Below are 22,837 nucleotides of genomic sequence, written 5' to 3'. Positions count from 1 at the left end.
TGATCCCGCACGGTTGAGGGCTCAACCGTGCGGGATCACCACCAGAGGGGGCATCACGACATCGACGTGAGAGCGAGATCGCCGATCGGCCGTCACGGCGCGGACCGCGGCACGTCCGGGACGCGCTGCAGGTGCCGATCGTGCCGCTGCGAGGCGTCGGTGCGAGGTGCTCGCAGTCGGCGTGGACCGCCGGCAGGCAGGGGCCGTGCGGGGGAATGCCGGTGCGGTGGTGGTGCTCGTAGAGGGTGGTCGCTCCGCTGCACGTCCCCGGGCCTCACCTCCAGCCGCTTCGAGCGGCCGCTCGCCGAGAGGCGACTGCCGGATCGACCGTCACGTCCACGGCCGCCGGGTCCTTCGACCCGGCGGCCGTCGTGCGTGCAGGCGTGCTCAGACGGTGCCGCGCGGGCCCCGCAACTGCCCGCTGGAGGTCAGCTCGTGGGCCAGGTCGCGCAGCTTGACGCCGCGGTGCTGGCTGACGCTGGTCAGCAGGTCGAAGGCCTGCGCGGCGGTGAGCTTGTGCCGCTCCATCAGGATGCCCTTGGCCTGCCCGATCAGGTCGCGGCTGTCGATCGCGGCCAGCAGGTGCTCGCGCTGCTGCACCTGCGCCAGCGCCACCGCGGCGTGCGCGAAGGGCAGCCCCACCTGTCGCGACTCCCCGGTGAAGGCGCGCGGGGTGCGCGCGTACAGGTTCAGCGCGCCCAGGTCGTCGCCGGAGACGAACAGGCGGAAGCACAGCATGCTGCCGGCGCCCAGCTGCGCGGCGCCTTCGGCGAAGCGCCGCCAGCGCACCTCGCCGGCGACGTCGGGCACGTCGACGACCTCGGCCTCGAAGGCGGCGTCCAGGCAGGGGCCCTCACCGGTCTCGCTCTGCAGCTCGTCGACCGAGCGGGGCAGCTCGCACGAGGCGGCCCAGGCCTGCACCTGGGTGCGCTTGACCACGACGCTGATCGAGCCCTCCTGCGCGCCGGGGACCATCGCGATCGCCGCGGCCACGGCCTTCTCCAGCGTCGCCTCGGAGCCGGACTGCTGCTGCATCTGCCGGGCCAGGTCGGCCAGGGCGGCGACCAGGTCGCCCGGGCCTCCTGCGGAGCTGGGCCCGCCGGCGTGCTGGTCCTCAGCTGCTGCGCTCACGTGCCGCGCCTCCTTCCACGGGGACCCGGTGATCCGTTCACCCGGTGTCCCTGTGCCATCACACCACCGCCGGTAGCTGGAAGCCGCTGGCCTGCTCCCGTGGCCCTCGACTCACCGAGGGGCCGTGGAAGCGGTGACGGTGGGTGGAGGGGGCGGCTGGGACCGACTGACCGCTCGGGCCTCCTCGACGGTGCGCTCCAGGCGGGCGCGGGTGGTCGGGTGGGGAGCTCCGCGGTCCACGGAGCGCACGAGCGGAAGCCCTCCTGAGCCCCGCTCACCGCGAGGACCAGCCGCCGTCGGAGGCGATGGTCTGCCCCGTGACCCACTCCGCTTCGTCGCTGAGCAGCCAGGCGACGAGGCGGGCGGTGTCGGTGGGGGTGCTCCACCGCGCCCCGGGGTTCGCCTCGGCCACCGCGGCGCGCGTCCGGTCGTCGGCGTAGCCGGTGTCGTTGGGTCCGGGGTCGATGCAGTTCACCGTGATCGCACGGGGCACGAGGTGCACGGCCAGGGAGCGGGTCAGCTCGTGCAGCGCTGCCTTGGAGGCGATGTACGGCAGCTCGGCGGGCATGGCGCCGTGGTACTGCCCGGAGGTGAACAGCAGCACCCGCCCCCCGGGGCGGGTGTCGTCGTGCTGGGCGGCGAAGGCCTGGACGAGCAGCAGGCTGGCGCGGGTGTTGACCGCCCAGCTGAGGTCCAGTTCGGTGGCGGTGAGGTGTTCGAGGTCCTGGGCGCTGCTGCGGGCGTGGTTGGCGACGAGGGCGTCGACGTGGCCGAAGGCGTCGCGGGCGGCGGCGAGCACGGCCGCGGGTGCGTCGGGGTCGGCCAGGTCGGCGCTGAGGTGCTCGACGCGACCCTCCGCCCGCCGCAGCTCGTCGAGCAGGGCCTGCGGGCCGCCGGGGTCGGCGCCCCAGGGCTGCTCGGCGTCGTGGGGGGACCAGGAGTGCAGCAGCACCGAGGCGCCGTCGGCGACGGCGCGGCGGGCGACGGCGGCGCCGATGGCGGCGCGCCGGCTGGCCCCGGTGACGACGACGACGCGCCCGTGCAGGGTTGCGCTCACCCCCGGATCGTCCCCCTCCCCGGTGCGGCTCGCGACGGGCGAGGGGTGCGCGTCGACGGCGACGGGGGCGAGCGGTGGCGTTGCTAGGGTCGGACGACTCGTCCGGGTGTCCCGGACCCCGGCGGGCCGGCGAGGTCGGCCGGTCCGCCGCGCCCGCCCTCCCCGACCGTCCTGGAGACGCTCCGTGATCGACGCCCTCGGCAACCCCCGCTCCGTGCTGCTGCTCGGAGGCACCTCGGACATCGGCCTCGCCGTCGTGGAGCGGCTCAGCCCGCAGCGGCCGCTGGAGGTCACGCTGGCCGCCCGCCCGGGCGAGCGCCGCGACGCCGCCGTGGACCGCCTGCACCGGCGCGGTCACGTGGTGCGCACCGTGGACTTCGAGGCCACCGACACCGCCTCGCACGAGGGGGTCGTCGCCGAGGCGTTCGCCGCGGGGGACGTGGACGTGACGGTGCTGGCCTTCGGGGTGCTGGGCGACAACGAGCAGTCCTGGCAGGACGCGGACGCCGCCGAGCTGGTGGCGACGGTGAACTACACCGCCCCGGTGCGCCTGGGCGTGCTGCTGTCGCAGCGGCTGCGCGCGCAGGGCCACGGGGTGCTGGTGGCGCTGTCGTCGGTGGCGGGCGAGCGCGCGCGCCGCTCCAACTTCGTCTACGGCTCCTCCAAGGCGGGCTTCGACGCGTTCTTCACGGGGCTGCGCGAGGCGCTGCGCCCGTCGGGGGTGCGGGTCGTCGTGGTGCGCCCGGGCTTCGTCACCACGAAGATGACGGAGGGGCTGAAGGCGGCCCCGCTGTCCGTGTCCGCGGAGCAGGTGGCGGAGGTCGCCGTCGACGCCGTGCGCACCGGCAAGGAGACCGTGTGGGCTCCGGAGCCGATGCGCTGGGTGATGTCGGCCCTGCGCCACGTGCCCGCGCCGGTGTTCCGCAGGCTGCCGCTGTGACGGCTGCACGCGGGGGGCAGCAGCGCGGACGGTGACGAGCGAGGTCGATCTGAGCACTGAGGCGCGCACGCAGCAGGCGGCACGCGTCCCCCGGGCGCGCACCCGGGCGGGTGCCACCGCGCACCGCCCGCCCGAGGTGGTGCGCTCCAGGCGCTCCCGGCCCGGGCCGGACGCGGTGCTGGGGCTCCTCTGGGCGCTGGTGGGCCTGGGGGTGTTCTCCTGGCGGGTGGGCGTGCCGAGCCCGTGGCGCGACGAGGCCGTGACGGTGGCGGTGGCGAACCGCAGCGCCGAGCAGATCTGGCGGCTGGTGCAGCACGTGGACCTGGTGCACGCGCCGTTCTACTTCCTCGTGCACGCCCTGTCCGGGGCGTCGGCGACGGTGGTGCAGGCGCGCTGGCCCTCGGTGCTGGCGGCGGCGGCCACGGCCCCGCTGCTGCACGGGCTGGCCCGGCGCCTGGCGCTGCCGGCGACGGGCCCGCGCACGGCGCGGCTGGTCGGGGCGACGGCGGCGGCGCTGTGGCTGGCCACCCCCCTGGTGAGCCGCTACGCGCAGGAGGCGCGGCCGTACGCGCTGGCGACGCTGGTGGCGACGGCCTCGGCGTACCTGCTGGTGCGGGCGTCCGGTTCGGCGCGGCGCGGCTGGTGGGTGGGGTACGCCCTGAGCCTGCCGCTGCTGACGGCGCTGAACACGCTGGCGCTGATGGTGCTGCCCGCGCACGCCGGGTTGCTCCTGCTGCGCGGGACCGGTGCGCTCGCGCGGCGCCGCGGGGCCGCGGCCGGCGGGGCGGGCCTGCTGCTGGCGCTGCCCCTGCTGCTGGCGCAGAGCACCCAGCAGGGGCAGGTGGCGTTCCTGCGCCCGCCGCTGCTGCGGCAGCTGGGCGAGCACGTCGTCTTCGCGCTGGGTTCGCCGCTCACCGTGGCGCTGGCGGCGGGTGCGGTGGTGCTGGCGGTGTGGCGGGCGCGGGCCCGGGCGCTGCTGGCGGTGGGCCTGCTGTGGGGCGCGGCGCCGGTGCCGGCGCTGTGGCTGCTCTCGCAGGTGCACCCGCTGTGGACGACGCGCTACCTGGTGGTGGTGGTCCCGGGGACGTGCCTGCTGCTGGCGGCGGCGGTGACCGCGGCGCTGCCCGCTGCGCGCCGGGGGCGGTGGGTGCGGGGGCTGCCGGCGGCGGTGGCGCTGGTGCTGGTGGCCGGCGCGGCGCTGGCGGGGCTGCGGATGCAGCTGGTGTTCCGCGACGCGCGACTGGGTCACGCCGAGGACCTGCGCGGCACGGCGGCGTACCTGGCCGAGCACGCCCGTCCCGGCGACGGGCTGCTGTTCGTGCCGGACGGCGAGTACCGCTACCGGGTGCTGACCCAGCTGTACCCGGAGGCGTTCGCGGGGCTGCGGGACCTGGCCCTGGACCGGCCGGCGGCGGAGTCGGCGACCCTGGTGGGCACGGTGCTCCCGCCGCAGGAGCTGGCGGGGGCGCTGGAGGGCACCGGGCGGGTGTGGGTCGTCGGCGGCTCCGGGCCGGTGGTCACGGCCAGCGAGCAGGACCGCGAGACGCTGCGGCTGCTGCAGGAGGGGTACCGGGTGGCGCGGGAGCAGCACCTGCGGGCCTTCGGGGTGCGGCTGTACGTGGCGCGGGACCGGCCCGGGGCGGTGCTGGCGGCCTGACGGGGACGCCCGCCGACCCCCTCCGCCGCCCCACCCGTCCCTCCCGCCTCGTTCACAACACTTCCACCGTCGTCTAGTTTTCGTCCCTGGTGGAGCGTCGCCGACCGGCGGCCCCTCGCAACGACGGACGGAGCGCCCCGGCGATGACCCCTGAACCGCAGCGACGACGACCCCTGCCGGAGGCCCGCCGCGGCGGGGTCCCGGTGAGCCGCCGCGCGGCCCTGAGCGGCACCGGGGCCGGGCTGCTGGCCCTGCTGGCCGCACGGCCGGCGCAGGCCGCGCCGGCCGCGGTGGGCGGTGCGGGCCTCAACAGCGCCTCGGCGCTGCCGCTGCCGGTGTCGGGTTCCACGCGCTCGCTGCCGCTGGCGGCGGCCGGTGACGGCTCGGCACCGCTGCTGCGCACCGCTCCCGGCGGGGGTGCGGCCACGGCCCTGCCGGGCGACGGCGCCTCCGCGGGTGCCGAGCTGACCGAGGTCACCGTGGACGTCGACGGGGGCAGCCTGCTGGGCGTGGTGCTCGGCGGCGCGACCGCGGACGGGGCCGGGCCGGTGGCGGTGCGGGTGCGCCCCGCGGGCGGCGAGTGGGGTGCGTGGAACGAGCTGACGCTCGTGGACAGCGGCCCCGACGCGACCGCCGACGGGGTGGGCGCCGCCGGCGTCGTCGCCACGGAACCGCTGTGGACGGGCCCGCTGGGCGCCGCGCAGGTGCAGGTGCGGCTGCGCGCCGCCGACGCGGCCACGGCGCGCCTGGAGGTCGTCGACCCCGGTGAGCGCGACGGCGACGCACCCGCGGCGGTGGGGGTGGCGCGGCTCGCGGCGGCGTCGGGTGCGCAGTCGGTGGACGAGCGCGTCACGCTGGCCGCGCCCACCATCCGCACCCGCGCGGCCTGGGGCGCCGACGAGACCCTGCGCAAGTCCTCCGCCTCCTACAGCGGCACCCTCAAGGCCGCCGTGGTCCACCACACCGCCGACCCCGGCAGCTACACCCAGGCCCAGGTCCCCGCCGTCATCCGCGGCATGTACCGCTACCACACCGTCACCCTCGGCTGGGCCGACCTGGGCTACAACTTCGTCGTCGACCGCTTCGGCGGCATCTGGGAAGGCCGCGCCGGCGGCACCACCCGCCCCGTCGTCGGCGCCCACGCCGGCGGCTTCAACGTCGACACCTTCGGGGTGTCCATGATGGGCGACTACACCTCGGTGGCCCCCTCGGCGGCCTGCCTGGAATCCGTCGCGCAGGTCATCGCCTGGAAGTTCTCCCTGCACGGCATCGACCCCGCCGGCACCACCCGGCTGACCAGCGCCGGCGGCGGCACCGCCCGCTACGCCAAGGGCACCACCGTGACCCTGCGCACCGTCAGCGCCCACCGCGACGTCGGCTACACCGCCTGCCCGGGCAACGTCGGCTTCACCAAGATGGACGCCATCCGCACCCGCGTGGCCCAGCTCACCGCCGGCGGCGGCGCCAGCGCCTCCGAGGTCGCGGCCAAGTACGCCGCGGTCGGCGCGGGCGTGCTCGGCGCCCCCACCAGCGACGAGGGACCCGCCAAGAGCGGCGGGCGCTACCGCCACTACGCCATCGGCTCGATCTACTCGCACCCGTCCGCGGGGACGCACGCGGTGCTCGGGCTGATCCGGGACAAGTACGCCTCGCTGGGCTGGGAGAACTCCTTCCTGGGGTACCCGCTGACCGACGAGGTGGCGCTGCCCGGGGGGGCGTTCAGCCACTTCCAGGGCGGCTCGATCTACTTCTCGCCGCGCACGGGCGCGCACGTGGTGTTCGGCGCGATCCGCGACAAGTGGGCCTCCCTGGGCTGGGAGACCGGCCGCCTGGGCTACCCCCGCAGCGACGAGTACGACGTCGCGGGCGGCCGGCGCAGCGACTTCACCAGCGGCAGCATCACGTGGCGGGCGAGCGACGGGCGCCTGACCGTGCGCTGACGGTGCTGGGCGCTCCGCGGGGTGCGCGGCCCCGCGGAGCCCAGCACGTCACTACGCACAGTGATGCTGCCATGAGCGCTTCGTTACCGACTCGTGCCCTGTGGCACCTTGAGCCTCGGCCGTCGCTCGGGGAGGGTGGCAGGCGATGTCGGTCCCCGCTCAAGCTCCAGCCGTCAGGTGCCGATGCCCGTGACGTGCGTTGACCCGTGTGGGTGCGACCGCCTCTGTCGTCGAACGAAGGACCGAGCTGTCATGCGGTGGACCGCGAGTGCCCAGGAGACCGGCAACCGTCCCGGGACGGGCGGCGCGCTCTCACGACGCGCCCTGCTGCGCGCCGGGGGTGGTGCCGGGGCGCTGTCCGCCCTGGTCTGCCTGGCCGGCGCCACCGCCCGCCCCGCCGCGGCGGCCCCGGGCACGGCGCTGAGCAGCGGCACCCCGGCCGTCGGCGGCTCGACCACCAGCTACCCGCTGGCCCAGCACCCCGGCACCGCCGCCACCGCGGCGGTGCCCGCCCCGCGCGGGGCGACGACCCGCTCCCTGCACGCCGGTGCCGCGCTGAGCGTCGTGCGCGTCGAGGTCGCCGGCGGCCGGATGGTCGGCGTCACCTTCCCCCGCGGCACCGCCGCCGAGTCCGTCGCGGTGCGCACCCGCAACGGCGAGGGCGCCTGGTCGGCGTGGAGCGAGCTGCCGCTGAACGACAACGAGGCCGACCCCGGCACCTCCGAGGCCGACGGCCGGGTCACCGGCTCCGACCCCCTGTGGGTCGGGTCGCAGGGCGCCCTGACCACCGTCGAGGTGCGCCTGCCCGCCGCGGACGTCGCCCACGCCGAGCTGCACGTCGTCGACCCCGGGCACAGCGCCGCCGACGAGCTCGCCGCCACCTCGGCGAGCACCGTCCCCGCCGACACGTCCGAGGTGCTGCTGCGCAGCACCGGTGCGCAGTCGGTGGACGAGCGCGTCACGCTGGCCGCGCCCACCATCCGCACCCGCGCGGCCTGGGGCGCCGACGAGACCCTGCGCAAGTCCTCCGCCTCCTACAGCGGCACCCTCAAGGCCGCCGTGGTCCACCACACCGCCGACCCCGGCAGCTACACCCAGGCCCAGGTCCCCGCCGTCATCCGCGGCATGTACCGCTACCACACCGTCACCCTCGGCTGGGCCGACCTGGGCTACAACTTCGTCGTCGACCGCTTCGGCGGCATCTGGGAAGGCCGCGCCGGCGGCACCACCCGCCCCGTCGTCGGCGCCCACGCCGGCGGCTTCAACGTCGACACCTTCGGGGTGTCCATGATGGGCGACTACACCTCGGTGGCCCCCTCGGCGGCCTGCCTGGAATCCGTCGCGCAGGTCATCGCCTGGAAGTTCTCCCTGCACGGCATCGACCCCGCCGGCACCACCCGGCTGACCAGCGCCGGCGGCGGCACCGCCCGCTACGCCAAGGGCACCACCGTGACCCTGCGCACCGTCAGCGCCCACCGCGACGTCGGCTACACCGCCTGCCCGGGCAACGTCGGCTTCACCAAGATGGACGCCATCCGCACCCGCGTGGCCCAGCTCACCGCCGGCGGCGGCGCCAGCGCCTCCGAGGTCGCGGCCAAGTACGCCGCGGTCGGCGCGGGCGTGCTCGGCGCCCCCACCAGCGACGAGGGACCCGCCAAGAGCGGCGGGCGCTACCGCCACTACGCCATCGGCTCGATCTACTTCCTGCCCGCCACCGGCGCCCACTTCGTCAAGGGCCTCATCCGCGACAAGTGGAAGGCGATGGGCTGGGAGGGGTCCTACCTCGGCTTCCCGGTCACCGACGAGATCGCCCTGCCCGGGGGGGCGTTCAGCCACTTCCAGGGCGGCTCGATCTACTTCTCCCCGCGCACCGGCGCGCACGCCGTGCGCGGCCTCATCCGCGACAAGTGGGCCTCCCTGGGCTGGGAGACCGGGTTCCTCGGCTACCCCACCACCGACGAGAACCCCCTGCCCGGCGGCGCGTTCACCCACTTCGCCGGCGGCTCGATCTACTTCTCGCCCAAGGCCGGCACGCACGTGGTGCGCGGTGCGATCCGCGACGCGTGGGCGCGCCAGGGCTGGGAGACCGGCCGGCTGGGCTACCCCACCTCCGACGAGTACGACGTCGCCGGCGGCAAGCGCAGCGACTTCCAGGGCGGCTCGATCACCTGGACCCCGGCGCGCGGCGCGGTGGTCAGCTACCGCTGAACCGGCCCGAACCCCTCAAGGCCGGGCGCGCACGTGCCGATGACCGGCACGTAAGCCACGCACCCGACCCGGAGGTACCCGTGCGTCCCACGTCCCGACTGCGCCGACTCGTCACGGGCCTCGCCGCCGGCGTGACCGCCGCCGTGGCGGCCTGCACGCTGGCCGGGGGCACCGGCACGGCCGCGGCCGCCGAACCCACCTGGTTCGAGCCGGGCGCCACCTGGACCGGCGACTTCGGCGACCCCACCGTGGTGCGCGTCGGGAACACCTACTACGCCTACGCCTCGCCGGTGGGTGGTCGCGTGCTGCCCGTGCTGACCAGCACCGACCTGGTGACGTGGAAGGTGCGCGCGCGCTACTCCGACGACGGCCCGCCCGGCCGACCCGGTTACTCCGTGGCCGCCGATCCGAAGATCCCCGCCGAGATCAAGGCCGCCGCCCTGGACGACTGGGGCAAGTACGACACCAACGACGCGCTGGTGCGCCCGGCCTCGTGGGGCCTGGTCCACCAGCAGGGCCCGTGGATCAACCGGGACTACTGGGCGCCGGGTGTGTTCAGCATCGGCTCGACCTGGTTCGCGTACTCGCCGGTGCGCGTCTCCCCCTCCCGGTTCTGCCTCACGGTCGCCTCGTCGTCCTCCCCGCTGGGGCCGTTCCGCGACATCAGCGGCGGCGGGCCCATCCAGTGCGAGGACGTCAACGTGAACCCGGGCGGGTCGATCGACCCGATGCCGTACCACGACGCGGCCACCGGCAAGAACTACCTGCTGTGGAAGTCCTCCGGGAAGATCGACTCCCACCCGTCCTCGATCAAGGCGGTGGAGCTGGCCGCCAACGGGTTCCCCAAGGCGGGCGCACCGGTCGTGAAGCTGCTGGAGACCGCCCCGAACTCCTGGGAGGGCGACACCATCGAGAACCCGTCGATGGTCTCCTTCGGCGGCACGACGTACCTGTTCTACTCGGGCAACCTGTCCGACCCGCTGGACGCGCAGGGCCACAGCAGCTACGCCTCCGGGTACGCCGTCTGCCCGTCCGGGCCGCTGGCGGCGTGCCACCGCGTCTCGTCCGTGCCGCTGCTGGCCAGCGCCGGATCGGCGCAGGGCCCGGGCGGGTCGTCGGGTTTCGTCGACGCGAACGGGAAGCTGCGGATGGCGTACGCCACGTTCCGCCTCGGTGAGAACGTCGGCGGTCCCGTGCCGCACCCGCGCCGCATGAGCATCGCCACGCTGGTGCGCAACGGCGACGGCACGCTGCGCGTGGAGGGCGCCCCCGTCGCGGCGACGCCCGACATCGCGACCAAGTGGAGCTCCGTGGGCGGGGCCTCCGGGTTCCTCGGCTCCCCCACCAGCGCGATCCTGCCCACCCCGCGCGCGGGCGGCTACTACCAGCACTTCCAGGGCGGGTCGGTGTACTTCTCGCCGGCGACCGGCTCGCACGTCGTGCGCGGGCTGATCCGGGACCGCTGGGCCTCGATCGGCTGGGAGAACTCCCCGCTGGGCTTCCCCGTCAACGACGAGACGGCCCTGCGCGGCGGGGCGTTCAACCACTTCCAGGGCGGCTCGATCTACTTCTCGCCGGGCACCGGCGCCCACGTGGTGCGCGGCCTGATCCGCGACAAGTGGGCCTCCACGGGCTGGGAGAACGGGTTCCTCGGCTACCCGACCACCGACGAGCTGCCGCTGCGTGCCGGCGGGGCCTTCAACCACTTCGCCGGCGGCTCGGTCTACTTCTCCCCCGCCTCCGGCACGCACGTGGTGCGCGGCGCGATCCGCGACGCGTGGGCGGCGCAGGGCTGGGAGACCGGCCGGCTGGGCTACCCCACCTCCGACGAGTACGACGTCGCCGGCGGCAAGCGCAGCGACTTCCAGGGCGGCTCGATCACCTGGACCCCGGCGCGCGGCGCGGTGGTCAGCTACCGCTGAGCCACCCCGGCGCGGTGCGCGCCGGACGGGCGAGGGCCCCGCCACCCCGGGTGCCGGGGCGGCGGGGCCCTCGCTCGTCCGGCGCGCACCGCGTTCGCCTGCGATCCTGGACGCGTGCCGAACCGTCGTCGCCGGCCCGCCCGGTGCGCCCTGCTCGCAGCGGCGCTCTGCGCCGCGCTCACCTCCTGCACCGGCGGCGCGCCGACGGGGCCGGACGGCGACCCCGCCGGCGCGGGGACCGGCACGCCGCCCGCCGCCGCCCCCGGCCAGGCGGGCTCGACGACCGGCGGTGGGCCACCGCAGGAGGGCTGGTTCGAGCCGGGCACCACGTGGGTCGGCGACTTCGGCGACCCCAGCGTCGTCGTCCACGAGGGCACGTACTACGCGTACGCCTCGCCGGTGGGCGGGCGGTACCTGCCGGTGCTGACGAGCACCGACCTGGAGACCTGGACGGTGCGGCCGCGCTACAGCGACGACGGGCCGCCGGGGGCGCCGGGCTACGACGTGTTCGCGGACGAGCAGATCCCCGAGGAGATCCGCGAGGCGGGCCTGGACGCGTGGGCCGCCTACGACACCAACGACGCCCTCGTGCGCGACGCGAGCTGGGGCCTGGTCCACCAGCAGGGCCCGTGGATCGACCGCGACTACTGGGCGCCGGGCGTGGGGACGGCCGAGGGCACCTGGTTCGCGTACTCGGCGGTGCGGGTGGCCCCGGACCGCTTCTGCCTGACGCTGGCCACGGCCACCTCACCGCTGGGGCCGTTCCGCGACGTCAGCGGCGACGCGCCGATCCAGTGCCAGCCCGCCGAGCGCGATCCGCAGGGGTCCATCGACCCCAGCCCCTACACCGACCCGGCCTCGGGCCGGCGGTACCTGCTGTGGAAGGCCGCGGGGAAGCTCGACGTGCGCGAGTCCTCGATCCAGGCCGTCGAGGTCGGCGACGACGGGCTCCCCCTGCCCGGTGCCGCGCCCGTGACGCTGCTGGAGACGAACCGGGCCGCGGCGTGGGAGGGCAGCACGATCGAGAACCCGTCGATGGTGACCTTCGAGGGCACGACGTACCTGTTCTACTCGGCGAACTACTCCGGGGTGCTGGACGCCAGCGGCCGCAGCAACTACGCCAGCGGGTACGCGGTGTGCCCCGCCGGGCCGACCGCGCCGTGCGACCGCCCCGAACCCGCCTCCCCGCTGCTCGCCAGCCAGGGCACCGTCCAGGGCCCCGGCGGCTCCAACGGGTTCGTCGACACCTCCGGCACCCTGCGCCTGGCCTACGCGTCCTTCTGGCTCGGCGAGAACCTCGGCGGGCAGCAGCCGCACCCGCGCCGGCTGGGCATCGCCACGCTGCAGCGCCTCCCGGACGGGACCCTGGACGTCGTGGACGGCCCGGCGCCGGTCGAGCACGAGGTGCGCGGGGCGATCCGGGAGAAGTGGCTGGCCACCGGCGGGGCCGACGGCCCGCTGGGCCCGCCCACCACCGACGAGGTCGCCACCCCCGGCGGCCGGGGCGCCTACAGCCACTTCCTCGGCGGCTCGATCTACTTCTCCCCCGCCAGCGGCGCGCACGTGGTGCGCGGGGCGATCCAGACGGCGTGGGGCGACACCGGCTGGGAGGCGGGGCCGCTGGGGTTCCCCGTCAGCGACGAGTACGACGTGCCCGGCGGCAAGCGCAGCGACTTCGAGAACGGCTCCCTGGTGTGGGACGCCGCGACGGGCCGGGTCACGCGCGGCTGAGGCCCGTCAGCCGTCCGCGGCACCGTCCAGGACGCTCTGCGGGCTGGGCCCCGGCCCGGCGCCGTCCCACCAGCGCCAGCCGGGCACGGTGCGCTCGCCCGCGCTGACGTCGTAGCCGCCGGTGGGGAGCTCGTACTCCACGCGCACCAGGTCGCCCCACTCGCGGTACGGCGCGCCGGGCAGGAAACCCCGGTAGGGCGTCAGGGTCGCCACCTCCGGCAGCGTGGCGTAGGAACCGCCGCCGTCGATGAGGGCCAGCGGCGGGGTGACCTCGAAGGTGGCGCTGCGCACCATCCACGTCACCGGCTCGACCATCCCGCCCGCGACGACCGGGGGTTCGTAGCAGGGCAGGTGCAGGCCGATCGGCCAGTCCAGCAGCACGCGGGTGCCGGCGGGCACGACCTCCGAGACGCTCTGCCCGGTGCGCCGGTACACGTCGGTGACCGCGGGGACGGGCTCCGACCCCGTGCCCGCCGCCTCGTCGGTCCGCAACCGCACCCGCACCGCCACCGCTCCCGGTGGGGCGTCGGCGACCGGGCCGAAGCCGACCCGGCGCCACCCCTCCCCGGCGGGCGGCACCGCCGGCACCGGCAGCGGTTCGCCGTCGGCGCCGGCGAACTCGACGGTGACCGCGGCGGGAGCGCCCAGCACGTCGAAGGCCAGGGTGTCGGAGGCGCTGCGCTCCCCCAGGGACAGCCACGGCGTGCTGACCTCCGCACCCGGCACGCCGGACCAGACGCCCACCCCGTCGGGAGCGGTGTCCAGCAGCCCGGCCGTCTGCTCCCCGTCCGCCGCGGGGGCGGTGCCGCCGGGCGCGTCGGCCGCGGCGGCACCGCCCGGAGCGGCGGTGGGGTCCAGGGTGCGCTGACCCGTCAGGGCGACCGCCGCGTCGGCGAACCCGCAGGAGGCCCCCGTCAGGGCGGGCAGGGCGTCGGAGGCCACCGACCAGGAGTCGCGCAGCCGGTACGCGGCGGCGGCGACGCTGCCCGCCTGCACCAGCACCGACCCCGCCAGCACCACCGCGACCGCGGCCGCCACCAGCTCCGGCCACGCGTCGCGCACCGGAGCGCTCGCCCCACCGCTCGCCCCACCGGGCACGGCCGCCCGGGGGCGCCGGCGGCGGCGCAGCAGGACGGGCAGCACCACCAGCGCCGACAGCGCCGCCCACAGCAGCGGCTGGCCCAGCAGCGCCGGCAGCTCGGGGTCCACGCCGTACGCGGAGTACTCCACCTGCGCGTCGGGACCGTGGAACGCGGCGCCCGCCACGGCGACGACGACGACCCACAGCGCCAGCAGCGCCCAGCGGGTGGGCCGGCGCCGCACCAGGACCACCGCCGCGACGACCGCCAGCAACGTCCCCACGCCCGCCAGCGCGCCGAAGTGGTGCGACCACTTCGTCGGCGAGACGGCCAGGACGCCGAACCCGGTCAGGGCTGCGGCCACGGGCACCACCCACGAGGTGCGGGGCCCGCGCGCGCGGGTGGCCCGCAGCAGCGCCGCGGTGACGCCGGTGAGCAGCACGAGCGTCAGCAGCACGACCACCTGGCGGGCGTAGCCGCGCTGGTTGGGGTCCACCCCGACCGTCAGGGCGGCGTAGCGCTCGGCCTCCTGCCACCACGCCAGGTTCGGCCCCACCTCGTCGTGCACGCGCAGCGCGGTCAGGGCGGCGGCCAGGCTCGCGTCGGCGAACACCAGCGGCGAGGCGACGCTGGCGCACGCCAGCAGCAGACCCGCGGTGGGCAACGCGCCCAGCCGGCTCTCGCGCAGCAGGGGCCACCACCGCGGCGCCAGCACCAGCAGCAGCCCGGCGGACAGCAGGCCGGAGGCCGTCACCGCCACCGCAGCGCCCGCGGTGGCGGCAGCCAGCCCGAGCAGCCACACCCGCCGGCGGGCCACCGCCTCCAGCACCAGTGCGAGGGTGGCGGTGGAGACGAGCACGACCAGGCTCTCGGGGCGGGCGGAGGTGTTGAACGGCCACCACCAGGCGAGCAGGACCACCGCGGCCAGGGGGCGGGTCCACAGCGGCGGGTCCTGCACCAGGCGCGGCAGCACCACCCGCGTCAGCAGCAGCCAGGTGCCGATCCCGCACAGCGCGGCGGGCAGCCGCACCGCCCACGGCGCCGCGGACACCTGCACCACCGCGGCCAGCAGCAGCTGCTGCAGCGTGAAGGGGATCTCCGGGACGGAGAAGTAGCGCACGACGTTGCCGACGGTCCCCGTCAGCTCGACGCTGCGCGCCTCCAGCACGTAGTAGAAGTCGTCGGTGTGCAGCGGGCCGACACCGGCCCACAGCACCAGCGCGGCGCTGACCACCGCGTCGCAGGTGAGCGCCGCCCCGCGGCGCCACCGGCCCGGCACCGCCGGGTCCAGGCGCGCGGGACGCTCCCCCGGGTGCCCGCGCCCGGCTCGCCGGCGCCGGGGCGCCGGGCCCGCGGCGAGCAGCAGCACGAGCACGGCCAGCAGGGCGGTGACGGCGTGGGCGACCAGGACGGCGACCTTCAGCGCCCCGGGCCGGCTCTCGAAGCGCGCGTCGGGGTGCGCCACCACGGACGGCGCCGCGCCGCCCGCACCGGTCCCGGCGGTGACGTCGGTGACGAAGGCGGTGACCTCCGGCACGGGCAGCCCGGGCGCGGACGCCAGCGGCTGCCCGGCGGAGCCGTCGGTGACGGTGGTGCCGTCCTGGTCGGCGACCACCCGCAGCACGCAGCCGGGGGTGGCCAGGCGCGGGTCGTCCACCGCGAGGTCGAGCAGCTCGCGCCCCGAGGACCGGACGAGCAGCCGCCCGTCGGCGACGGAGACGCTCAGCGACCGCTGCCGGCCGCGCTCGGAGCCGGTGGGGGCGGTGGCGACCAGGACCGCCTGCTCCCCCGGCGCGGTGCGCCCGGCGAGCGCGCCGACCGCCGCGCACGGCACCTCGGCGGTGACGTCCAGGGGCCGGTACGGCATGAACAGCGCCGTGGTCGAGGTGGGCGCCTGCCCGGCCCGCGGCCAGGTCACCTCGGGGGTGCTGACGACCACCGGGGCCAGCGGGACGGCCACGGACAGCAGGCAGGTCAGGGCCGCCAGGACGAGCGCGAGCAGGCGGCCCCGGGCGGGGGCGGTGGAGCTCAAGGGACGTCAGCCGACCGCGGTGGTGGTGGGGGCGACGGCGGTCGCCGCGCCGGGTGCGGCGGGGTCCACGCCGACGACCACGAACGGTCCGACGTCGGTGAGCGTGAACGCCGGGTCCTCGAACAGCGCGGGGTCGAAGGTCGTGGTCGTCCAGTCGGCGTTCGGCTCGGCGGGGAAGACGTCGCGGGCCAGGCCCACCTGGTACCCGTCGTCCGCCCGGCGCAGGACGAGCACGTCGGGCGCCTCGAAGGGGCCGTCCGCCATGCGGCTCAGCAGGTCGGCGGGGCCGGTGGCGGCGGCCCAGGACTCCACCTCGGCGCGGCGGGCGTCGTAGTCGGAGAGCGGGTTGGCGTAGTGCGGGGTGATCTGCTGGAAGCCGCGGTAGGGCCGGAAGGAGAAGACCTCGTAGTAGGCGCTGAGCACGACCGTCTCGTCGGGGGTCAGGCCCTGCGCGGCCGCGGCGGCGTCGACGGCGGCGAGGAGGTCGTCGGTCCAGGCGCCGTCCACGCTCTCGTCGCTCTCCCCCAGGGCGTTGGTGCCGTCCGCGGTGTAGTCGGTGTAGGCCTTCTCGATCTGGGGCGCGAGGTTCTGGCCGGTGGCCTGCAGCGGCACGACGAGCACGGCCGCACCGGCGAGCGCCGTGAGGACCTGCACCTCGCGCAGCCGCCCAGCCAGCGGTGAGCGGGTCAGCACCCCGGGCAGCGCGCGCCACAGCGCGGCGGCGCCCATCACGCCGGCGACGGCCGTCGTCTCCACCAGCACGGCCTCCATGCGGAAGGCGAGCAGGGTGGTGCGGGCGAGCAGCGCCGCCGTGGACAGCAGGTACCACAGGTAGGCGACGGCGACGACGAGCAGCAGCGGGGGCGCGACGGGGTCGCGGCGCACCGCGAGCACCAGCCACAGGGTTCCCAGCAGGAGGAAGGCGCCCCAGGGCGTGGGGGCCAGCATCGGCGTGGGCAACTGGGCGGAGATCAGCGGCAGGAAGTGCTGCGCGGCGGCGCGGCCACCGCCGCCGGTGACGACCTCCACGACGTAGGGCGCCCAGACGAGCAGGGCCAGCAGCGCGGAGACCACGGCGGCGAGCACGAGGGCGGGGACCCGGGTGCGCAGCGCGGCGGGACCGGCCCCGGCGCGCCAGGCGGCGCCGGCGCGCCAGGCGCAGGCGAGGGCCACCAGCAGCGCGGCGAACCCCGCGTAGAGGGTGTACGTCATGGCGCCCAGCCCCAGGGCGACGCCGACGGCGACCGCGGCGGCGGTGCGGGTGCGCGCGGGCACGTCCCCGAAGGCGCGCCAGGCGACCACGGCCACGACGGGCACGAACGCGGCCAGGCACCACGAGTACGGCTCGTCGACGAACGGCCCGGCCAGGGCCGGGTAGACGCCGACGGCCGTGGTGGCCAGCCCGGCGAGCAGGCCCCGCCGGGGGCCGACCAGCCGCGACCAGGCGAGCATCGCGAGCACCGGCACGATCGCGGAGGTCGCGATCCCGGCGGGCTTGAACGCCTCCCACGCCGGGGTGCCGGTCAGGTCCGCGAAGCGGCCGGCGAGCCAGAACCAGCCCGCGGGGTAGAAGGAGGGCAGGCCGGCGTAGTTCATGTCGGCCAGGTGCCAGTCGTCGGTGAGGCGCCCCAGGAACTGGGTGCGGAACACCTGGTCGTTCGTGTTGCCGCCGAGGTAGAAGCGGGTGCCCGCCAGCGGCAGGGCGAGCAGCAGCGTCGCCAGGGCGGCGACGACCACGGCGGCGACGGCCTCCGTGCCCCGCCACCAGCGCCGCCGCACGCACATGCCGAGGGCGGCAGCGACCACGGCGACGAGCACGGCGGTCGTGGCGGCGGTGCCCGCGTACGAGGGGGTGGTCGAGGAGAAGGCCGGCGCGTCGCCGCCGGCGCTCGCGCCCGCGAAGCGCAGGACGAGCGCGGTCGTCACCCGCTGCACGACGAGGCTGACGAGGCCGGCGACGACGGTGCCGGCCAGCAGGACCAGCCCGAGCCGGAGGAAACCGCCGCGCACCACCGCGTCGCGGCTGCGCACCCGGACCGCGGCGGCGTGCGCCGTCCGCTCCGAGAGGTCGTCGTCCTCGCGCGTCGCCTGCGTCACCCGTCACCCACCACCTCGAGCGCCGGTCACGGTGACCGACCGGTACCCGAGGGTAGGCCACGGCGCACCCGCTCCCCGCCCGCGCCGCGCGGGGGTGGGGAGGCGTCAGCGGGCGGTGATCACCGCACCGCCGGCGGGGGTCCAGGTGATCGAGCCGCCCTGGAAGTCGCTGCGCTTGCCGCCGGGCACGTCGTACTCGTCGGAGGTGGGGTAGCCCAGCCGGCCGGTCTCCCAGCCCTGCGCCGCCCACGCGTCGCGGATCGCGCCGCGCACCGCGTGCGCGCCGGTGGCCGGGGACCAGTAGACCGAGCCGCCCTCGAAGAGGGAGTACGCCCCGCCCGCGAGCCGGCGCTCGTCGGAGACGGGGTAGCCCAGCCAGCCGCGCTCCCAGCCCAGCGCGATCCAGCGGTCGCGGATCGCGCCGTGCACCTCGTGGGCGCCGGTGGCCGGGGACCAGTAGAGCGAGCCGCCGAGGAACTGCTGGCCGACGCCGCCGCGCAGGCCCAGGGCCCCCTCCTCGGTGGTCGGGAAGCCCAGGACGGAGGACTCCCAGCCCAGCCGGCCCCACGCGTCGCGGATCGCGCCGCGGATCGCGTGCGCGCCCGAGCGCGGGGACCAGTAGACCGAGCCGTTCTGGAAGAGCTGGTAGGACCCCTCCACCTGGGGCAGCGCCCACACCGGGCCGGTGGGTGCGCCGAGCACCCCGCCGGCGGCGCCGAGGGCGCGCCAGGTGGCGTCGATCTGGGCGGTGCCGCCGGGCACGACGGCCCACCAGCTGGAGCGCAGGGCTCCGCTGAAGCGGGCGACGGAGGCGCCGCTCAGGGTGGCGTCGCCGGTGGTGCAGCGCACCACGAGCTCGGTGATGCGCCCGCCCCACTCGCCGTTGCCGTCGCGGCGGGTGATCGACAGGGCACGGGGCTGCCCCCCGGCGGGGCAGCGGGAGGCGACGGTGGACACCGGCAGCTGGGCGGTCCAGCCGGCCACCGTGTCCTGCGGGACCTTCCCGGCCGGCGAGGAGAACTGGTCCTCCGCGGCGCGCAGGTACGGCTTGCTGCCGGTGGCGGACCAGCCGCCGTTGCTGGAGGAGAACTGGGTGAAGGCGGGGGCACCGGCGTACTCGCGGATCTCCCCGGCGGTGGCCCGCACGGCCGCGGTGGTCGCCGCCGGCTGCAGGTCGGTGACCGCTCCGGCGGCGGTGCGGGAGGCGGCGCCCTGGTACACCTGGCACGCCTCGGTGTCGCAGATGTCGTACGCGGAGGAGGGGGCGCGCAGGGTGGACAGCGCGTAGCTGCGCGCGGCGACGGCCTGGGCCTGCAGCGCCTCGGGCGCGAACCAGGCGGGCGACTCGCGGGGCACCACGCCGAGCAGGTAGTCCTCCAGGCTCAGGGTGTTGATCGGCGTGACGGGGGTGCTCAGCGGGAAGGAGATCGTCCCCGCGTAGCGGTTCCCGGAACCGTCCAGGCGCTCGACCCACACGCCGTCGGCGCCGGTGACCGTCGGCACGCTGGTCCAGCGCTGGGTCCAGACCTCCTGCCAGCCGGGCAGGAACGCCGTCAGGACGAGCGCCGTGCCGTCCCAGGTCACGCGCAGCCGCTGGCCCTGCGGGACGGTGCGGTCCCCCACCCGCAGCGGTGCGGCGCTGCGGGACTCAAGGAACACCTCCGGGCCGCTGAAGCGCGAGAGCTGCACGCGCACGGTGCGATCGGCGCGCGTGGCGGCGGTGGTGCCCGGGTAGTACGCCTCGAGGATCTGCCGGTGGTCCTGGCCGGCGACGGCCCGGGACTGCGCGCCCCACTGGGACATGCCGTAGCCGTGGCCGTAGCCGCGGCCGGTGACGGTCCAGGCGCCGGAGGCGGGGGCGGGGAAGGTCTCGGCGGCCTGCGCGGCGGAGACCGGCAGGGCGGAGAGCAGGAGGCCGGCGGTGAGGGCGGTGGGGACGAGGCGGCGACGACGCACGATCACCGAGTGTTAGTTAGTTGATACGCATCGTCAAGCGTCGTCCGCCACTCGTGACCCACCCGTGACGCGCGGGACCGCTCAGCACCAGCAGCCCCACCAGCACCAGCGCCGACAGGGGCCGCACCTGCGCCAGCAGCGCCCCGCCCGCCCCGCCCAGGGCCGCCGCCCACTGCAGCACCGGCAGCAGCCAGGGCACCAGCGCGACGGCGGCGGCCGCGCGCACCGCCCGGGCCCCGGCCGGCGCGAGGAGCAGCACCACGGCCGCCAGCGGGGCGGCCAGCACGTGGTGGCTCCAGGTGACCGGGCTGACCAGGCAGCTGAGCAGGCTCACCACCAGCCCCCACCGCACCCCCTCACCCGGCGCGGGGTCCCCGCCCGACGAGCGGCCCCGACCCGGCGACGGGTGCGGACCCGCACCGCGGCGCAGCACGACCACGGCGGCCACCACCAGCACCGCCCCCAGCGCCACCCCCGCGACCGAGGCGACCCCCGCCGGCACCCCCGCGTGGGCGAACGCCCCCGCCAGCGAGTTGTTGCTCGTCGTGCCCGGCGGCGCCACCCGCCCCGAGCGCCACAGCAGGTCGAGGAAGTAGCTGCGCCACGACGCCGGAGCCGCCAGCGCGCCCGCCGCGGTCAGCACCGCCCCCGCCACCAGGACCCGCACCGCGAACCGGCGCCACGGCCGCACGGCACCCAGCACCAGCACCAGCGCCGGCGTCACCTTCACCGCCGCCGCCGCACCGGCCAGCGCACCGCCCGTCCCCGGCGCGCGCCCGGCCAGCGAGGCACCGCCCACCAGGGCCAGCACCACCAGCGGGCTGACCTGCCCCAGCACCAGCGCCTCGCGGAACGGGTCGCTCACCACGACCACCGCCAGCGCCGCCGGCACCAGCGCCCGCGGCGCGCCGGCCGCGCGCAGCAGCCGGTGCCCGGCCGCGACCAGCACCAGCACCAGCACCGCGTCCCACACCAGCAGGCCGGCCCCCACCGGCACCAGCAGCAGCGGCGCGAACAGGACCGCCGCCACCGGCGGGTACACGAAGTAGTGCCCACGCTCGGTGACGCGGGCGTAGAGGTCCCGCCCGGCCAGCAGGTCCGCGGCGCCGTGCCGGTACACCGCCAGGTCGTACCCGCGCTGCCAGCCCTCGGCGCCGGCCCCCGTCGCCAGCAGCAGGGCGGACCACGCCAGGGCGGCGGCCAGCGGCGCCCAGCGCAGGACGGGCCCGGCCGCCCGCCTCACGCCCGGTCGGGGAAGACGAGCGAGCGGAACGTCAGGAAGCGGAAGACCGTCGCGATCGCCATGCCGACCACGTTGGAGGAGATGTTGTCGGCCAGCGGCGACGTCAGGCCCAGCACGTGCCGGGAGAACCACAGGCAGGCCAGCTGCAGCAGCGCGGCGATCACGCTGAGCAGCAGGAACATCGCGTACTCGCGGCCCGGGTGCTCGCTGCGCCGGTCGCGCCAGGTGTAGTAGCGGCTGCCGAGGAAGGCGACCGCGATGGCGACGACGCTGGAGACGACCTTCGACCACAGCGAGGGCACGTCCAGGACCAGCAGCAGCAGGTTGAACACCGCCACGTCCACGAGGTAGGCCGCACCACCGGTGACGAGGAAGCGCAGCACCTCCTGGACCCGGTGGTGGCGCAGCAGCGCGCTCGCGCCGCCGACGCCCCCCTGCCCGCTCACGCGTACACCGCCAGCAGCAGGACGGCCACCCACGTCAGCGCCAGCGCCAGCAGCACCCGGTCGTGCAGCGCCAGCTCCTCCGGCTCCTCCGCCTGGCCCCGGTCCACGTCCACCGCGTAGCGCAGCACCGCCAGCACGAACGGCACGACCGAGACGACCCCCCACCGGGGGCTGGACTCGTTGAGGAAGGTGAACGACCACAGCGAGTACGCCGTGACCAGCACCGTCGCGGACAGCGTCCACACGAACCGCAGGTAGGTCTGGGTGTACTTCTGGACGACCTTGCGCACCTGCCGCCCGGTCGCCTCGCCCTGGCGGGCCTCGGCGTAGCGCTTGCCCGCCGCCATGAACAACGAGCCGAACGCGGTGGTCAGCAGGAACCACGACGACAGCGGGATCCCGGCGGCCACCCCCCCGGCCAGCGCCCGCAGCAGGAACCCCGAGGCCACGCTGGCCAGCTCCACCACCGGCTCGTGCTTCAGGCCGAAGCAGTAGGCCAGCTGGATCGCCGCGTACACCGCCATGACGACGAGCAGGTCCAGGTCCCACAGGGCCGAGCCGACCAGCCCCGCGGCGAACAGCAGCACAGCCGTCGCGTACGCCGCGCGCGGGGAGACCACGCCCGCGGCGATGGGGCGGAAGCGCTTCTTGGGGTGGGCGCGGTCGGCCTCGACGTCCTTGGCGTCGTTGACCAGGTAGACGGCGCTGGCCACCACGCAGAAGGCGGCGAAGGCGATGGCCGCACCGAGGAAGGCGTGCGCGTCGAGCTGCGCGGCACCGGCCGGCAGCAGGGGCGCGACGACGAGGACGTTCTTGACCCACTGGTGCGGGCGCGCGGTCCTGACGAGCCCGGCGACCGCGTTCACCGGCGCACCCGCCGCAGCACCCGCGGGACGAGCGCGGCCACGGTCGCGCCGAGCGCGCTGCCGGCGACGACGTCGGTCGGGTAGTGCACGCCCACGACGACGCGCGAGAGCGCCATCGCCGGCACCAGCGGCGCGAGCGCGCCGCGGCCGACGAGGCGGCCGAAGGCCACGGCCGCCGCGGTCGTGGACGTCGCGTGCGAGCTGGGCAGGCTGAAGCGGCTGGGGGTGCCGGCGTGCACGAGCACCTGCGGGTGCGAGGGCCGCACCCGGCGGGTGATCCGCTTGAGCACGACGCTGGCGCCGTGGGCGGCGACGACCGCGGCGGTCGCCTCCACCCACTCGCGGCGGCGGGGCGCGTCGACCGCCGCGCCCACCGCGCCCGCCGCGATCCACACGGCGGCGTGCTCGCCGGCGAGGCTCATGGCGCGCGCGACCTGCACGACCGGTGCGTGGCGCAGGCGGCGCTGGACGGCGATCATCAGTCGGACTTCGGCGGTGGTGGGCACCGGGCCTTCGGGCTGCACGTCGCTCT

The 22,837-nt window shown here is 76.5% G+C and carries 15 protein-coding genes; 6 read left to right on the top strand and 9 right to left on the bottom strand.

Annotation, left to right across the window (positions count from 1 at the left end):
- Positions 1-387: 387 nt before the first annotated feature.
- Both ACRYM0_RS03985 and ACRYM0_RS03980 read right to left on the bottom strand, forming a co-directional pair.
- Positions 388-1,131: a GAF and ANTAR domain-containing protein gene (locus tag ACRYM0_RS03985; RefSeq protein WP_432502363.1), complete on the bottom strand. Its 744-nt coding sequence runs from the start codon at positions 1,129-1,131 to the stop codon at positions 388-390.
- A 274-nt stretch (positions 1,132-1,405) separates the two neighbouring features.
- Positions 1,406-2,188, bottom strand: a complete 783-nt coding sequence (locus ACRYM0_RS03980) for an SDR family oxidoreductase (protein ID WP_432502362.1) — start codon at positions 2,186-2,188, stop codon at positions 1,406-1,408.
- 184 nt (positions 2,189-2,372) lie between these two features.
- Here ACRYM0_RS03980 and ACRYM0_RS03975 point away from each other — a divergent pair, with 184 nt between their 5' ends.
- The 6 genes from ACRYM0_RS03975 to ACRYM0_RS03950 all read left to right on the top strand — a co-directional run bounded on the left by ACRYM0_RS03975 (position 2,373) and on the right by ACRYM0_RS03950 (position 12,586).
- Positions 2,373-3,128: a decaprenylphospho-beta-D-erythro-pentofuranosid-2-ulose 2-reductase gene (locus ACRYM0_RS03975; protein ID WP_432502360.1), complete on the top strand. Its 756-nt coding sequence runs from the start codon at positions 2,373-2,375 to the stop codon at positions 3,126-3,128.
- A 31-nt stretch (positions 3,129-3,159) separates the two neighbouring features.
- Positions 3,160-4,785 (top strand): hypothetical protein, encoded by a 1,626-nt coding sequence (locus tag ACRYM0_RS03970; protein ID WP_432502358.1) that lies wholly within the window; start codon positions 3,160-3,162, stop codon positions 4,783-4,785.
- A gap of 143 nt (positions 4,786-4,928) precedes the next feature.
- The gene (locus tag ACRYM0_RS03965; RefSeq protein ID WP_432502355.1) at positions 4,929-6,725 is read left to right on the top strand and encodes an N-acetylmuramoyl-L-alanine amidase; all 1,797 of its coding nucleotides are present in this window, start codon (positions 4,929-4,931) and stop codon (positions 6,723-6,725) included.
- Positions 6,726-6,977: 252 nt separating this feature from the next.
- Positions 6,978-8,933, top strand: coding sequence for an N-acetylmuramoyl-L-alanine amidase (locus ACRYM0_RS03960; RefSeq protein WP_432502353.1), 1,956 nt, complete (start codon positions 6,978-6,980; stop codon positions 8,931-8,933).
- A gap of 80 nt (positions 8,934-9,013) precedes the next feature.
- Positions 9,014-10,855 (top strand): family 43 glycosylhydrolase, encoded by a 1,842-nt coding sequence (locus ACRYM0_RS03955; RefSeq protein ID WP_432502350.1) that lies wholly within the window; start codon positions 9,014-9,016, stop codon positions 10,853-10,855.
- 114 nt (positions 10,856-10,969) lie between these two features.
- Complete coding sequence (locus ACRYM0_RS03950) at positions 10,970-12,586, top strand: family 43 glycosylhydrolase (protein ID WP_432502348.1); 1,617 nt, start codon at positions 10,970-10,972, stop codon at positions 12,584-12,586.
- A 6-nt stretch (positions 12,587-12,592) separates the two neighbouring features.
- Here the strand turns inward: ACRYM0_RS03950 and ACRYM0_RS03945 are convergent, their stop codons facing one another.
- The 7 genes from ACRYM0_RS03945 to ACRYM0_RS03915 all read right to left on the bottom strand — a co-directional run bounded on the left by ACRYM0_RS03945 (position 12,593) and on the right by ACRYM0_RS03915 (position 22,829).
- Positions 12,593-15,697, bottom strand: a complete 3,105-nt coding sequence (locus tag ACRYM0_RS03945; protein ID WP_432502346.1) for an arabinosyltransferase domain-containing protein — start codon at positions 15,695-15,697, stop codon at positions 12,593-12,595.
- Positions 15,698-15,703: 6 nt separating this feature from the next.
- The gene (locus tag ACRYM0_RS03940; protein ID WP_432502344.1) at positions 15,704-17,794 is read right to left on the bottom strand and encodes an arabinofuranosyltransferase; all 2,091 of its coding nucleotides are present in this window, start codon (positions 17,792-17,794) and stop codon (positions 15,704-15,706) included.
- A gap of 105 nt (positions 17,795-17,899) precedes the next feature.
- Entirely contained in the window at positions 17,900-19,756 is a 1,857-nt protein-coding gene (locus tag ACRYM0_RS03935) for a SpoIID/LytB domain-containing protein (protein WP_432502342.1), read from the bottom strand.
- Positions 19,757-19,766: 10 nt separating this feature from the next.
- Positions 19,767-20,993 carry a glycosyltransferase 87 family protein gene (locus ACRYM0_RS03930; RefSeq protein WP_432502340.1) on the bottom strand — a complete coding sequence of 409 codons (1,227 nt, stop codon included), beginning with the start codon at positions 20,991-20,993 and terminating at the stop codon, positions 19,767-19,769.
- Positions 20,990-21,439, bottom strand: a complete 450-nt coding sequence (locus tag ACRYM0_RS03925) for a GtrA family protein (RefSeq protein ID WP_432502339.1) — start codon at positions 21,437-21,439, stop codon at positions 20,990-20,992. The genes ACRYM0_RS03930 and ACRYM0_RS03925 overlap by 4 nt, the downstream gene beginning before the upstream one ends.
- Entirely contained in the window at positions 21,436-22,305 is an 870-nt protein-coding gene (locus ACRYM0_RS03920) for a decaprenyl-phosphate phosphoribosyltransferase (RefSeq protein ID WP_432502338.1), read from the bottom strand. Before ACRYM0_RS03920 ends, ACRYM0_RS03925 begins: the two co-directional genes overlap by 4 nt.
- A complete protein-coding gene (locus ACRYM0_RS03915; RefSeq protein WP_432502336.1) occupies positions 22,302-22,829 on the bottom strand; it encodes a phosphatase PAP2 family protein in 528 nt (175 codons plus the stop codon). Before ACRYM0_RS03915 ends, ACRYM0_RS03920 begins: the two co-directional genes overlap by 4 nt.
- Between the last annotated feature and the right edge of the window lie 8 nt (positions 22,830-22,837).

It is taken from the genome of Kineococcus arenarius subsp. arenarius, assembly GCF_050871845.1.
Taxonomy (GTDB): domain Bacteria; phylum Actinomycetota; class Actinomycetes; order Actinomycetales; family Kineococcaceae; genus Kineococcus.
Note: the sequence above shows the minus strand (reverse complement) of the source record. Positions and strands in the feature narration are given on the sequence as shown.